Source organism: Dyadobacter sandarakinus (genome assembly GCF_016894445.1).
In the GTDB taxonomy this organism is placed as follows: domain Bacteria; phylum Bacteroidota; class Bacteroidia; order Cytophagales; family Spirosomataceae; genus Dyadobacter; species Dyadobacter sandarakinus.
The window spans coordinates 3,065,187-3,079,129 of the sequence record NZ_CP056775.1 but is presented as its reverse complement, the minus strand read 5'-3'; the positions used below and the strand labels follow the sequence as shown (position 1 = coordinate 3,079,129).

The window sequence follows — 13,943 nt, the reverse complement described above, 5'->3', positions numbered from 1 at the left end:
TAGTAATAAAATGGATCTAAACGGCCATTTCCTGGGCCATTTTCTGTTCTTCCGTGACTTTGTGCTTTTTAGGGGAAATAAAGGTGTAAATAGCCGGAATTACAAAGAGCGTCAGGATCAGTGAAAATGTAAGTCCGCCTACGATCACAACCCCGAGTGGTACCCGGCTGGTAGCAGCCGCGCCCAGGCTCAATGCAATGGGCAATGCGCCGAAAGCCGTAGCTAAGCTCGTCATCAGGATAGGACGTAGTCGCTGGGTGGCCGATTCAATTGCAGCTGCGGTCCTGCTCATGCCCTGCTCCCGTTTCTGGTTTGCAAACTCAACAATAAGAATCCCGTTTTTCGTCACCAGCCCGATCAGCATGATCATCCCGATCTGCGAGAAAATGTTGATGGTAAGTCCAAATGCATACAGGCTCAGCAAGGCCCCAGCCAATGCAAGCGGCACAGTGATCATGATGATAAACGGATCTGTAAAGCTTTCAAACTGACCCGCGAGCACCAGGTACACGAGCAATAAGGCAAGTCCGAATGCAAAGCTGGTATTGGATGAGCTTTCTTCGAAGTCGCGCGAAGGTCCCGTCAGTGAAGTCTGAAAACTTTCATCAAGCAGCTTGTTGCCGATCCGGCGCATGGCCTCTACACCGTCACCAATTGTTTTTCCTTCCACCAATGAAGCAGAGACGGTCGCACTTTTGTACCGGTTGTAGTGGTAAATGGTCGGCGGGCCGCTTTGTTCTTCCATTTTAACTACTGCAGTAAGCGGGATATTTTCTCCGCGATTATTGCGGACATACAGTTTCTCAATGTCGGCCGGCTTGTTGCGCTCATCGCGCTCAACCTGCCCGATCACCTGGTATTGCTGGCCATTCATGATAAAATAGGCAAGGCGCCGCCCGCTGAATGCTGACTGGATCGTTGCCGCCACATCGGTGGTCGAGAGTCCGAGATCGCGTGCTTTCAGACGGTCGATCGTAAGCCTGATTTCGGGCTTGTTGAATTTCAGGTTGACATCGACGTTCTGGAATGTAGGGTCCTGACGGGCTTCTTCCAGGAATTTTGGCAAGACGTCGTAAAGTTTTTCAAAATCAAGATTTTGCAAGACAAACTGTACAGGCAGCGAACCTCTGGATCCGATCCCCACGGAAATGGTCTGCTCCTGGGTGGCAAAGATCCTGGCGTCGTTAAAACGTGCCAGTTTTTTATTGATATCCTGCGCAATGTCGTTCTGGCTGCGTCTGCGCTCGCCGGAAGGTACCAGCCCGATTCGTCCCGTAGCGCTGTTCATACCACCTCCGCCGAAACCCGGCGTGGCTGAAAATGTAAATGCCCGCTCAGGCACTGAGTCATTCAGAAAATTCGTCAGCTCGTCCGAAACACCCTGCATCTGGTCAAAGCTCGTTCCCTCCGGTGCCGACAGGTTAAACCGGATGCTGTTCCGGTCTTCCATCGGCGCCAGCTCACTCTGAAGATTGGAATATGTGAACCAGATCAGTACTCCGCATATCACAACCAGCACCCATGATATCCAGCGAGCCTTCATAAATCCGCTGAGTGCACGGTTGTAGCCATTTTCCATTCCCTCAAAGAAGGGTTCTGTTTTGTTGTAAAACCACCCGTGACCCGCATTTTTCCTGTTCAGGAATACGTTCAGCACGGGGGTGATGGTGAGTGAAACAAATGCGGAGATCAATACCGCGGAAGCGACGACAATACCAAATTCGCGGAAAAGACTTCCGACAAAACCTTCCAGGAAGATCACGGGCAGGAACACCACTGCCAAGGTGAGTGAGGTAGAAATTACCGCAAAGAAAATCTCCCGGCTTCCTTCCAGTGCAGCCTGCCGGATCGGCAGTCCGCTTTCCAGCTTGCGGAAAATATTTTCTGTCACCACAATCCCGTCATCCACCACGAGCCCCGTCGCCAGTACAATCCCGAGCAGTGTCAAAATGTTAATGGAAAAACCAAACAGATACATGACAAAAAATGTGGCAACCAGCGAGATAGGAATATCAATCAGCGGCCGGACGGCTACCAGCAGGTTTCGGAAAAAGAAAAGGATCACGATCACCACCAGCGCAAAGGCGATGAACAATGTTTCCTCCACTTCCTCGATCGACTGCCGCACAAGTTGCGTGTTGTCGATCAGTACGCTGAATGTAATGTCAGACTTATTGGATTTCTGAATTTCGGCAAGCCTGCGATTGAACTCGTCGGAGATCTGCACGTAGTTGGCGCCGGGCTGCGGAATTACGGCCAGACCTACTGCGTACATGCCGTTGTATTTCCAGCTTTGCTCCTCATTTTCAGGGCCCAGCTCTATTTTGGCAAGATTGCCCAGCCGCACAATCCCGGTACTGTCATTGCGTATGACCAGATTTTTAAAGTCATTCTCACTCGTAAGCCGGCCCATGGTCCGGATCGTCAGTTCGGTACTCTGACCGTAAATTTTTCCCGCGGGAAGCTCTACGTTTTCGGACGCTAGCGTACTGTTGATATCGTTGAAAGAAACGTTGTAGGCGTTCATCTTATCGGGATCAAGCCAGATGCGCATGGCATAGCGCTTTTGCCCGAAAATATTAATCGCACTTACGCCATCAATGGTCTGCAGGCTTTGCTGCAGTACATTTTCCGCATAATCACTCAGTTCTAGCAAACCTTTGGAAGGGCTCTGTACGGCCAGGAGGAGGATAAAATCACTGTTCGCATCGGCTTTGCTTACAACCGGAGGTGCATCAATATCCTGCGGCAGGTTCCGCTGTGCCTGGCTTACCTTGTCGCGGACGTCGTTGGCGGCACCTTCGAGGTCAGCTTCCAGGTTGAATTCCACGGTAATGTTGCTGGACCCGATCTGGCTGGATGAGCTGATACTTTTGATCGCCGGAATACCATTGATGCTTTTTTCAAGCGGTTCGGTAATCTGGCTTTCAATGATATCGGCATTGGCACCCGTATAGCTGGTGCGCACGTTCACGATCGGCGGATCAATGGCGGGATAGTCCCGCAGGGAAAGAAAGTTATAACCTACAACCCCGAACAGGATGATCAGTAGGTTCATCACGACCGCCAGTACCGGCCGTTTTAGGGATAGTTCGGAGATATTCATAGGACCATTCTCGGGAAAAATTGTTGCTTCCGCTACTTACCTGCCACTTTCAGATTTCTCACGCTTCTCACTTTGACCGGGGCATCGGGCCGGGCAAACAATACGCCTGACACAACTACGGTATCACCCTGCTGAAGTCCTTTGGTCACTTCCACCACATCGGCCAGGCGGTCGCCCGTTTCAACGGTTACGAACGTGGCCTTGCCACCTTTTACCGTAACCACTTTCTTGCTTTGTGCCTCGGGAATAATACTGTTGGTAGGCACCAGGATGCTGGGTTTATTATTGTTGGACCGGAGATATACCTTGGCAAAAGAGCCCGGACTGGTATTGCCCGAGGTCAGTACGGCCCGTACCGTAATATTCCGGGTTGTTTCATTGACCTGTGGTTCGAGGGCAATGATGCGGGCATTCTGCCGATTGCTCTGGTCGAGGGCTACCTCCACGGTACCACCCTTTGCAATATATTTCTGATAACTTTCGGGTACTGTAAAATCAATGCGCAGGTCAGAAAGCTGCTGTATGGTTGCAATGATATTGTTGGGGGTCACATAGGCGCCTTCGCTTACTTTCCGTAAGCCGATCACACCTGTAAAAGGCGCGCGGATGATCGTTTTGTCGATCAATGCCTGTGTGTATACCATATCTGCTTTGAGCGTATTGACCTGGTTTACTGCCAGATCGTAGTCGGCCTGGTTAATTCCGTTGATGGCCACCAGCTGCTTCAATCGCTTCTCCGTAGTTTCGGCAAGATCAAGCTGAATTTTCGACTTGTCGAGCTGGGCCACCAGGTCGGCATTGTTGATCCTTGCAATCACCGTGCCTTTCTGAACAGTTTTTCCTTCGGGCACGTGGAGGAACGTAAGGATCCCGCTTACTTCCGGGCGTAGTTCGGCAAATTCGTTTGCGACAACCGTGCCATTTACTTCCACCTGATCATTCACCTGCTGTGACTTGACTACAATCACGTCAACCATGGTAGGGCCGCCGCTGCCTTTTTGCTGGAAGGTATCCTTTTTTTCACCGCAAGAAAAAGTAACGAGGAGCGTACCCGATATTAAAGCTGCTGATAGATAGTGTCTCGGATGCTTGATATCTGTTATAACAGACCTGAAAACGGCTGCATTCATAAAGGACAAATTGTCGGAAATACTGGTTTAGGGGCTTTTTTTGAGCGTTGAACAGATGGGCCTTTCTATTCTAAAACGGTTTAGATAGTTTTCTACTTTAAAAGTTTAAAGCCAAAAAAACTTTTTTAAAGCTCCGTAGCGATTACTTTCAGCAGCGTCTCGCATTTCAGTTCCGTTTCTTCCCATTCCCTTTCCGGAACCGAATCCTCGGTAATGCCCGCTCCTGCAAAAAACGTAGCCACCCCGTCTTTGAACCTGACGGTGCGCAAGTTGACAAAAAGGTGGGTGTCGCCGGAAACCTGTGCAGGCCCCAGGAAACCGCTGTAAAAAGACCGGTCATACCCTTCAACTTTCCTGAGGAAATCAAGGCTGGGCGCTTTTGGTACCCCGCAGATGGCCGAGGTAGGATGCAGCAGGCTGAGCATCACGGACGCCAGCTCGGGGAAATTCAATGCCCGGGTATCGACTTCAAAGTCCGTCCGTAAATGGTACAGGTTACCGGCCAGCGTGGTGCGCGGACCTGTTTCGGTGTACTCCCGTAAACGGATTTTTTTAAAGCATTCAACAATATAGCGGCTCACAAGCGCCTGCTCTCCGATCTCCTTTTCACCCCAACGTATGTCAAACCGGGGAATAAGGTCACCTGCATCATTGCGGGCTTTTTGCGTACCGGCCAGCGACATGGTCCTGAAAATACCGTCGGAGGTCTGCTGCACCAGAGCCTCAGGGCTGGCGCCAAGCCACATCTCATTTTGTTCGGGCAGGCTCACCAGGGATACAAATGCATGCGGGTAAGCCTTTGCGAGCTTGTAAAAAGCACGGGCAGGCTGAAAATGGTCGGAGTAGGGCAGGTCTTTCGTTCTTGAAAGCACTACTTTTTTAAAATGATTCTGTTTGATAGCGGCAACTGCCAGCGCTACAATCCGCTCGTACCGCTCCCTGCTGCCAGAGGCACCTCCGGGAACTGTATAGTGGACGGGCGTCTTGCTGACCGTATCGGCGGAAACTGATTCGGCAAGGCTGACAAGTTTTTGCACGTCGGGATGCTCTTCTCCCAGGGCATTTTCGACCTGCCGGATGGAAAGATCCTCTGCGAATGACAGGATAATGTCGCCTTCCAGAAAAAGGACGTCATCGCCACCATTCCGGTCAAAAGCTGCCATCAGGAAGCCTGGCGATAATTTATCGAGCTCGGGCTGGCATTTGCGGGCGCCTTCCCTGAGCGAGATCAGTAGTTTTACTTCATTGGAAAAAGGAAGCTTCCATAAAGCAGCGGGAAATCCAAGTTCTTTTGACGCTTTCCACAACTCATTCGGCTGCAATCCTTCAAATAATGAAAGCCTGGTGTCTGTCTGAACTGAAAACATTCAAGTTTTGGGGTTACTCTTGGGTAATGGATGCAAAATAACTTTAACGATCGGCATCTACAATAGCGACGGTAAGCCGGCTTATGCATACCAGTTTCTGTTCTTCATTGGTAATCCGGATATCCCAGATATGTGTGGTACGTCCCACGTGGATGGCGGTCACTTTTCCGTATACAAATCCTTCGCGGACAGGCCTCAGATGGTTCGCATTGATTTCCAGTCCCACCGCATGCTGCTTTGACGGATCGGGCAGGACGAGGTAGGAAGCAATGCTGCCCAGCGTTTCAGCCAGTACCACGGAGGCTCCTCCGTGCAGAATGCCAAAGGGCTGGTGGGTGCGTGCATCCACGGGCATTCTGGCAATCAGGTAATCACTGGTAATCTCCGTAAATTCTATTCCAATACGATGAGCGATCGTGTGCCTGCCGAGTTCATGGAGCGTTTCAATCGTTACCGAAGTGTTAAACATATCTAAAAAATGTATAAATTTGTATCAGTCCTGTGAATCAGAAACAAGGTATTTGAAAAAATAATATTTAAATAATACAAAATATTGAAAAGGAAGTCGATATACCTCATTCGCCACGGTGAAACCGATTTTAACCGCAGAGGCGTAGTTCAGGGAAGCGGGGTTGATTCTTTGCTTAACGAATGGGGAGAAGCCCAGGCGGCCGCGTTCTTCAATGCTTACCAGCATGTTCCTTTTGATAAAATATATACTTCCGACTTAAAGCGAACACATCAGACTGTCCGCGGGTTCATCAGGCAGGGGATCCCTCACGAAAGTTATGCAGGCCTCAATGAGATTTCATGGGGAATACGTGAAGGCCGCGAGCCCAACACGGGTGATAACAATTACTATCGCGAACTCGTGACTGCCTGGCGCAACGGTCAGGTAGACCTGGCTGCCGAAGAAGGAGAAAGCCCCGTGCAGGTCCGCGAGCGGCAGATTTCCGTCATCAATACGATCCTTTCGCGTCCGCACGAGCGCAATATCCTGGTGGCCATGCACGGCCGCGCCATGCGGGTGCTGCTGACCACGCTTTTTGAGCAGCCGCTTGAAAAGATGGACCAGTATGAGCACAGCAATCTTTGTCTATACAAAATCAACTACGCTTACGACACCGGAAAGTTTGAGTTGGAAGTATCCAATGACATCACGCATTTGCTTTCTCTCGAAATTCCCCAAACTTTGTAAAGGCCGCTTGTGTAGAGACAGTTCCTTTGGTGTATTCCGGGTGAGCCGGCCGGTACCTGCCTTTACATTTGCGCATTGTCGTAAATATTCAGCGTAACCGAAATTTCATGTCCAAAAGGAGGATTTACTGGACTCTTCAGATCCTGGGGTGGACCCTCCTGGTTATGTTCGAATACGTACCCTACGCACTCGAATTCGGATTTGAACTGAGCGTTTTCTACACGGCCATCGCCAATATTCTGCTCGGAATCTGTCTTACACATGTTTACAGGCTGGTCATCAGGCGATGGAACTGGTCATCGCTTCCTTTGCCCCGGCTGGCGCTGCGGGTAATCGGCTCGGTACTGTTGCTTGGACTGATCATGACGCTGGTGAACCAGCCCATGGATCGGGAGGTGCTCGAATACAACCTGCTTAATCAGCCGCTCGTTTTTTGGGGGTATTATGCCAACTGGTGCAAAAACCTGCTTGCGTGGATTCTTTCCTATACCGTGTACCATTACATTGAGCAAACACGGCTTGCGGGGTATGAGAAGATTATGCTGAAAATGTCCATGCGGGAGGCCGAAGCCAAAGTGCTGCGCTCGCAGCTCAATCCCCATTTTACATTCAATGCATTGAACAGCATCCGGGCGCTGGTGTATGAAGATCCCTCGAAGGCGCAGCTGAGCATTACGCAGTTGTCGAACATACTGCGCAACTCCCTGCTCGCCGATCGCCGCAAAACAGTTGATCTGCAGGAGGAGCTCCGCACGGTTGAAGATTACCTTGAACTGGAAAAAGTCCGCTATGAAGACCGTCTGAAATATACCATCACAACCAACCCGCAGGCTATTTACTGGCAGGTGCCGCCCATGATGCTGCAGACCCTGGTTGAAAACGGTATCAAGCACGGCGTGTCGAAGGAAGTACGAGGGGGTTTTATTGATCTTCAGTGCGATATTGACAATGACCTGCTCGTCATCCACATCATGAACTCGGGCCAGCTTGGTACTACGGAGTCGGGTGGGGTAGGGCTTAAAAATACGGCCGAGCGACTGTCCATCCTGTACGGGAAAGGTGCTTCTTTCCGGATTTTTCAGGAAAAAGAAGGTGTGGTTTGCTCTGAGGTAAAAATCCCGATGTTGTCCGAAAGTGTGATGGCGGCAGGAGAGGAAAGCAAGTCGGGTAACTAGGCGAAAATCTAAAATTTCATTATTCCTAACTTATATGCCATGAGAACACTTATTGTTGATGATGAGCGACTTGCCCGCAATGAATTGAAGCGGCTTCTGGAACCTTATACCAAAATTGAGATTGTAGGCGAGGCGTCGAATGCGGATGAGGCGCTCACGCTGATCGACCAGTTGCAGCCCGAACTGCTCTTTCTCGACATTCAGATGCCCGGAAGAAACGGTTTTGAGCTGCTTTCTGCCATCGAGGGGAAGACGCCAGAGGTTATTTTTACCACTGCCTATGACGAATATGCGATCAAGGCATTTGAGTATAATGCACTGGATTACCTGCTGAAACCCATTGATAATGAGCGACTGAAAGATACGATCCAGCGGATCGAGGAAAACCAGTCGCACCCGGAAGTACACGTGCATTCCGAAGAACGCGCCGGGAAGGTACTCGGAGCCGATGACCAGGTATTTGTAAAAGATGGCGAGAAATGCTGGTTTGTAAAATTGGGTAAAATCCGCCTTTTCGAATCCATGGGCAACTATGTACGCCTGCATTTTGACGATCAGAAACCACTGGTGCTCAAATCTCTGAACAACCTCGAAGAACGCCTTGATCCGATCACGTACTTCCGTGCCAACCGCAAGCATATCATCAACCTGAACTGGGTGGAGAAAATTGAGCCCTGGTTTAGCGGGGGATTGCTGGTAACCCTGCAAGGCGGCGATAAAATCGAGATCTCGCGAAGGCAGGCGATCCGTTTCAAAGAATTGATGAGCCTATAATGATACCTAACATAATGCGTTTTTTCGGGTTACTTCTGCTTGTTTCGTGGAGTTTGGTATTTCAGGCTTGTAACAGGCAGGCCCGGAAAGAAGAGGTGCAAACAGCGGATCGGAAGCTGGCAGGTGCTGTCAGGCATGAACAATATGGCAGCTGTGACTCGGTCAGCAATGCAGGCATTTACGTGAAGCTCAACCTTTGGCAGCCGACGGGTGAAGACACGCTTGCCAAAACAATGTCCGGCGTTCTGAACCAGAAAACGATTAAAAAAATCAATGCTTTTGGTGACCCTGATCTGATCAAAAGTAATCCCGCGGCATTGGAAAGTGTAGCGGGAGCTTTTCAGGTTTTTGAAAACAATTACAAAAGCTTCAAAAAAACCAATCCCGATGCGCCAGGCTGCTGGATGATGGAGCTTACAGGCGATACCCTTATGACAACCTCAAAGGCATTGTGCTATCAGCTTTTTGAGGTGTCTTTTGTGGGCGGTGCACATCCCAATAGTTTCAGGTCTTTTCATGTTTTTGACAGGAAAACAGGTATCGAAAGGCCTATGAAAGATTACGTGACCGACTCCGCTGCCCTGGTAAAGCTTGTTGAAAAAGAATTCAGGAAGGTGGAAAAACTAAGCCCGGAGGCCGATCTTGATCAATCGGGGTACTTCCTGCTCAACCATACATTTGTACTTCCTCTTAACTACATCTTTGCGCGCGAGGGGGTGCGGTTTTATTACAACCCCTACGAAATTGCCCCCTATGCCCGCGGCGCCATTGATTTTACCATTCCCTACACGGCACTCGAAGGCATCATCCGAAAAGACATATTCTGATCAGAATTCTTCAGAGTCGCGAAAGCTGTAATAGCCCGCATCTGTAAAAATCATGTGATCCAGCACGGGAAGGTCAAGGATACGTCCCGCCTCCCGTATCTGCTCGGTCAGGCGCTTGTCGGCCAGGCTGGGGATCAGCTGACCGGAAGGATGATTGTGCACGAGAATGATGGAACTGGCCAGGTGTTCCACAGCCAGCTTAAAGATCATTTTAACATCCGCAGGCGTACCCGAAACACCGCCCAGGCCCACCTGCGCAGTGCGGGTAACATGGTTGGCCCGGTTGAGCAGTAATACCCAGAACTCCTCATGGGGTTTATCGAGCAGGTAAGGCTTCATTTCCTCATAAACATCCTCCGAGCAGCAGATTTTGCGTTTTTGGACTGCAATGATGTCGCTCCGCCTGCGGCCCAGTTCCAGGGCAGCGAGGATGGTCACTGCCTTGGCCTGACCAATGCCGCGGTGTTTTTTAAGGTCTTTGACACTCAGCTTGGCGAGCGAATTGATGTTGTTACCCACCGAGTTCATGATGATTTTGGCAACATCCACTGCCGAATGGTCTACCGTACCTGAGCCTATGAGGATGGCGATCAGCTCGGCATCCGACAATGCAGACCTTCCTTTTTTGGTGAACTTTTCCCTAGGCCGGTCTTCTTCAAACCAGCTGAGGATACTCCGGGGATTATACTTTCTTCGGTCTGTCATAGGAAGGATACAAAAGCATGTACCCTTTGGACGTAGACATTGAAAAAGGTAACTGTCCGACCGGTTATTTCTTTTCGTTCATTTCTATCAGGTAGCCGTCCGGATCTGCAAAGTAGATTTGTACCACGCCCCCGAACCGCACCTGCTTGTGAAAAGGGATCTTTTTCGCAGTCAGAAATTGCTCCGCATTGGCGATGGATTGTACGAAAATAGCATAGTGGCCGCCATTTTTATCATTCACGACGGGTTCGGTGCGACCTGCCAGCAAGTGGATCATCTGTCCGTTTCCGGTGTTGAACCAACCCCTGATCGCTTTCAGACTGTCGGGCACTTCTATTGGTGCCAGGCCCATGATATTCTGGTAAAAGTTTTTGCTTGCAGGCATGTCTTTCACATGTAAAGCGATGTGATTGAGGCCGGTAAAGCCCAGGCTGGTAGGGCTAGTCTGTGCCACTGCACCAATCGCCGGCGCGAGCATCAAAATAAAAATCAGTTTTTTAATCATTACAATCAATGGATAAATGCCTGGAACATAATATCCGGCTAAGTTAGGGAATTGATGCTGAGCATAGACCGGTTACCCTGCTATTTCACTTTACTGCCGCCAAGCAATGTACCCAGCAGCATCTGGGTTTCATGATGTTCGTGCGAATGGTTCATGCCGAGCTTGTGATTCAGTTCTTCCAGTATTTTTTTCGACTCATCGGTGTTGATGGCTGCGACCCGCTGGATGGTGTAAGGCAGGATCTTCGGTAATCTTGCTTTTTCAGCCATTTGCAATGCACGTTTCATGTTCACCGCAGCCAGTGGCTCGGCAGCATACCATACCATCAGCGGCAGATTGTGGTCGTTTTTATCTTCTTCTTTCTGCATCAATGCTTCCACAACATCCCATCGCTGAGCGGGAACAAGCCGCGTCATGGCCGATGTCAGGTACAGACGGACCAATGCTGATGAATCCGTACGGGCCATTTCTGCGAACTGCTTCAAGGCTTCGGGGCTGACATCATTGTCCTCGGCAAGCAGTTGTATCGCCCAGCTCCGTATATATTCACTTTGGTTCGACAGCAAGGCTTCCAGCTCTTTTTCAGTCAGTCCTTTCGTCACGTGGAGCGTCCATAGTGCGCGCAGCTTGCGGGTTTCGTCCGGATTGTTGGCCAGTATTTCCTTCAATGCTTTATGCACCTTCTTATTGGGTCCACGCTCCTGAAGGATCGTCCGCGCTTGGCGCACGTACCATTCATTGCGGTGAAGCTGATAGTTCACGAGCTCCAAATCCGATGCGGCATTCAGATCAACCTTCACCCATTTATCATTGTCACTGGTGATTTTAAAAATACGTCCCATCGTTTTGTCATGTACGTCGGGATTCGGGCTGTGACACTGGTTTTTGTCGTACCAGTCAATTGCCCAGACCGATCCGCTGGCATCGTACTTCATGTTGAGCCACTGCGACCAGGAATCGTTCATGGCCATGAAATCAGGACGGTGAGAGGCAATGTAGCCGGAGCCCGATTTTTCAAAATGATCCACATTCAGCCGGGCACCGTTGATATTGTTCATGAAAATTTCATTGCGGTATTCCTTTGGCCAGGAGTCGGTCAGGTAGATCATTGCTCCTGCATGGGCATGTCCGCCACCTGCCGAAGCCGACCGGAAATTGCCCGCATGCGGCCCGCGCTCGCCCACCCAGTGCACATGGTCTCCGATGGTTTTGATATCGTCGTAAGTATAGGGATTGAAATGATTGCCGGCCTGGCGCTGGTACCGTGCCCCCTGGATGGTGTGGTACATGTGCGGAATCACGCAAACAGTAATAAATGCATGGCCAAAATCATTGAAGTCAATACCCCACGGATTGCTCGATCCTTCCGCAAAAACTTCGAACTTGTGCATAGTCGGATGGTACCGCCATACGCCTGCATTGATCTTCGTCCGCTCCGAATCGGGTGCGCCGGGTTTGCCTACATTGGAATGTGTAAACACACCGTGCGTTCCGTAGAGCCAGCCATCAGGTCCCCATCTCAGGTTGTTGAGTACCTCATGCGTATCGTGCAGGCCCCAGCCGTCCAGCAAAATTTGTGGAGGTCCGGCAGGTTTGTCATTCTTGGCATCCACAGGAATAAACATCAGGTTGGGTGCTGCTCCCAGCCACACTCCGCCCATACCGACCTCAATGCCGCTCACCAGGTTCAGACCTTCGGTAAAAACCTTTTTCTTGTCCAGCGTTCCGTCACCATCGGTGTCTTCCAGGATCAGGATACGATCGCGGCCCTGTCCCTCGGGTGCCCGTACCGGGTACGTATGTCCTTCCACTACCCAGAGCCTTCCCCGGGCATCAATGGTAAAGCTGATGGGTTTAACAACCTCGGGTTCCGATGCTGCCAATGTTACCTTGAAGCCTTTTGGCGGTGTCATCGCCTGCGCAGCCTTTACGCCCGATAAGCCCGCATGAAGGACCGGATCCAGAGGCGGAAGAATAATAATGTCCTTCTGTTTGAGCTCATTGGGAAACTCCGGCCGGCTGGGATAGAAAAGAAAGTCGTCAAAGTTGATGTGAGCCCATTTATCGTGGGGAATGTAGGGGATTTGTGAAATTCCGGTTTCGTTATCAATAATGCGGATAAAAATTTCCTGATTCAGATAAGGCTGCAGGTCAACCACCGCAGGCTGCAAAGTGGCCCTTCCCGAACCTGTAATATCGTAAATAACGCTGTCGCTGCCTGCCAGCACAAGTTCCACGCGGGTATCCTGCAATGCACCCCCGGAAACACGGAAAGCGGCAAAAGGCTGGGATACCTTGAAAGATGCGGAGGTAAGAGTGCCGGTAAGCCTGGCATTCAGCGAGCCGCCGCTGCTGATAAAGTGTGTGCCTTCAAAGCCGATATGCATGTCTTTTTCATGAACAGGGGAAGGGTCCTGGGAAACGATTGCATTTGCGAAAGCTTCGCCGGTCACAGTCCAGTCCTGCAACGTACCGGTTTCAAAATTCAGGTTTAAAGGTTTTCCGTTTTTCAGGGGAAGCTGTCCTGCAATGGTTTTGTCGCTGATTTCACCCTGCACGACTTCAAAACTGCCTACCATACCCGCAGCCCGGTGGCCAGGAACAGAGCAGAAGTAGGTGTCACTTTCTTTGGCCGTGAAGGTAATGCTGGTGCTGGATCCTTTTTCGAGAATCACCTTGCTTTTCAATCCCAGCTTTTCGAGAGAAATGTCGTGGGTCATCAGCTCGCCATTGGTGATCTTGATGCGAACCTTATCCCCCTTATTGGCCCGCAGGGTTGGATTGCGGGCTCCGTCGGTCCCGAAAAAGCCCAGCATCGTAGCTTCCAGTGCATAATCGCGGTCAACATTGGAAGTGTCAACAGCTGCGTTAGACTTGTTTTTTTGTGCAAAACCTGCCGGAATGAATGCAACCTCAGCCAGTAATGCAGCGGTAAGTAAGCAAAATAAGCGTATCATACAGTGGAAATTAGGATAGCAAAGTCGTATAATATGTCAATTGAAAGAGCTTGTAATCCGGCTTATACTGATCATGCCGGATCCAGCGGGAGAGGAGCGGGGAAGACGGAAGCTGCCGGGTGTACGTGCAACCTATATAGTACATCGTTTTATTTGTGGAATAGGTAGAATACGGGAATTTTTATTGATTGTAAATGAT

Annotated in this window: 11 protein-coding genes; 4 read left to right on the top strand and 7 right to left on the bottom strand. The window is 50.2% G+C overall.

What is annotated here, in order from left to right; translation table 11 throughout:
* Positions 1 to 16: 16 nt before the first annotated feature.
* The 4 genes from HWI92_RS12375 to HWI92_RS12360 form a co-directional block, all read right to left on the bottom strand.
* Positions 17 to 3,106, bottom strand: a complete 3,090-nt coding sequence (locus tag HWI92_RS12375) for an efflux RND transporter permease subunit (RefSeq protein WP_204655417.1) — start codon at positions 3,104 to 3,106, stop codon at positions 17 to 19.
* Between the two features lie 32 nt (positions 3,107 to 3,138).
* Positions 3,139 to 4,236 carry an efflux RND transporter periplasmic adaptor subunit gene (locus tag HWI92_RS12370; protein ID WP_204655415.1) on the bottom strand — a complete coding sequence of 366 codons (1,098 nt, stop codon included), beginning with the start codon at positions 4,234 to 4,236 and terminating at the stop codon, positions 3,139 to 3,141.
* A 125-nt stretch (positions 4,237 to 4,361) separates the two neighbouring features.
* Positions 4,362 to 5,603: a chorismate-binding protein gene (locus HWI92_RS12365; RefSeq protein ID WP_204655413.1), complete on the bottom strand. Its 1,242-nt coding sequence runs from the start codon at positions 5,601 to 5,603 to the stop codon at positions 4,362 to 4,364.
* Between the two features lie 43 nt (positions 5,604 to 5,646).
* Positions 5,647 to 6,072 carry a hotdog fold thioesterase gene (locus HWI92_RS12360; RefSeq protein WP_204655411.1) on the bottom strand — a complete coding sequence of 142 codons (426 nt, stop codon included), beginning with the start codon at positions 6,070 to 6,072 and terminating at the stop codon, positions 5,647 to 5,649.
* 84 nt (positions 6,073 to 6,156) lie between these two features.
* Between HWI92_RS12360 and HWI92_RS12355 the strand changes: the two genes are divergently transcribed.
* The 4 genes from HWI92_RS12355 (at position 6,157) to HWI92_RS12340 (ending at position 9,577) form a co-directional block, all read left to right on the top strand.
* Positions 6,157 to 6,801 carry a histidine phosphatase family protein gene (locus HWI92_RS12355; protein WP_204655409.1) on the top strand — a complete coding sequence of 215 codons (645 nt, stop codon included), beginning with the start codon at positions 6,157 to 6,159 and terminating at the stop codon, positions 6,799 to 6,801.
* Positions 6,802 to 6,908: 107 nt separating this feature from the next.
* Entirely contained in the window at positions 6,909 to 7,976 is a 1,068-nt protein-coding gene (locus HWI92_RS12350) for a sensor histidine kinase (RefSeq protein ID WP_204655407.1), read from the top strand.
* A 39-nt stretch (positions 7,977 to 8,015) separates the two neighbouring features.
* Positions 8,016 to 8,750, top strand: coding sequence for a LytR/AlgR family response regulator transcription factor (locus HWI92_RS12345; RefSeq protein ID WP_204655405.1), 735 nt, complete (start codon positions 8,016 to 8,018; stop codon positions 8,748 to 8,750).
* A complete protein-coding gene (locus tag HWI92_RS12340; protein WP_229247900.1) occupies positions 8,750 to 9,577 on the top strand; it encodes an RsiV family protein in 828 nt (275 codons plus the stop codon). The genes HWI92_RS12345 and HWI92_RS12340 overlap by 1 nt, the downstream gene beginning before the upstream one ends.
* Here HWI92_RS12340 and radC read toward each other — a convergent pair whose 3' ends face one another.
* The 3 genes from radC to HWI92_RS12325 form a co-directional block, all read right to left on the bottom strand.
* On the bottom strand, positions 9,578 to 10,282 hold the full coding sequence (gene radC, locus HWI92_RS12335; RefSeq protein WP_204655403.1) for a RadC family protein: 705 nt from the start codon (positions 10,280 to 10,282) through the stop codon (positions 9,578 to 9,580).
* Between the two features lie 64 nt (positions 10,283 to 10,346).
* A complete protein-coding gene (locus HWI92_RS12330; protein WP_204655401.1) occupies positions 10,347 to 10,787 on the bottom strand; it encodes a VOC family protein in 441 nt (146 codons plus the stop codon).
* Positions 10,788 to 10,867: 80 nt separating this feature from the next.
* On the bottom strand, positions 10,868 to 13,744 hold the full coding sequence (locus HWI92_RS12325; RefSeq protein ID WP_204655399.1) for a PVC-type heme-binding CxxCH protein: 2,877 nt from the start codon (positions 13,742 to 13,744) through the stop codon (positions 10,868 to 10,870).
* Positions 13,745 to 13,943: the final 199 nt, after the last annotated feature.

What these genes read in the sequence shown, in the direction of transcription:
- HWI92_RS12375 (WP_204655417.1), bottom strand. Translation starts at nt 3,106, where the DNA reads ATGAATATCTCCGAACTATCCCTAAAACGGCCGGTACTGGCGGTCGTG.
- HWI92_RS12370 (WP_204655415.1), bottom strand. Translation starts at nt 4,236, where the DNA reads ATGAATGCAGCCGTTTTCAGGTCTGTTATAACAGATATCAAGCATCCG.
- HWI92_RS12365 (WP_204655413.1), bottom strand. Translation starts at nt 5,603, where the DNA reads ATGTTTTCAGTTCAGACAGACACCAGGCTTTCATTATTTGAAGGATTG.
- HWI92_RS12360 (WP_204655411.1), bottom strand. Translation starts at nt 6,072, where the DNA reads ATGTTTAACACTTCGGTAACGATTGAAACGCTCCATGAACTCGGCAGG.
- HWI92_RS12350 (WP_204655407.1), top strand. Translation starts at nt 6,909, where the DNA reads ATGTCCAAAAGGAGGATTTACTGGACTCTTCAGATCCTGGGGTGGACC.
- HWI92_RS12345 (WP_204655405.1), top strand. Translation starts at nt 8,016, where the DNA reads ATGAGAACACTTATTGTTGATGATGAGCGACTTGCCCGCAATGAATTG.
- HWI92_RS12340 (WP_229247900.1), top strand. Translation starts at nt 8,750, where the DNA reads ATGATACCTAACATAATGCGTTTTTTCGGGTTACTTCTGCTTGTTTCG.
- radC (WP_204655403.1), bottom strand. Translation starts at nt 10,282, where the DNA reads ATGACAGACCGAAGAAAGTATAATCCCCGGAGTATCCTCAGCTGGTTT.
- HWI92_RS12330 (WP_204655401.1), bottom strand. Translation starts at nt 10,787, where the DNA reads ATGATTAAAAAACTGATTTTTATTTTGATGCTCGCGCCGGCGATTGGT.
- HWI92_RS12325 (WP_204655399.1), bottom strand. Translation starts at nt 13,744, where the DNA reads ATGATACGCTTATTTTGCTTACTTACCGCTGCATTACTGGCTGAGGTT.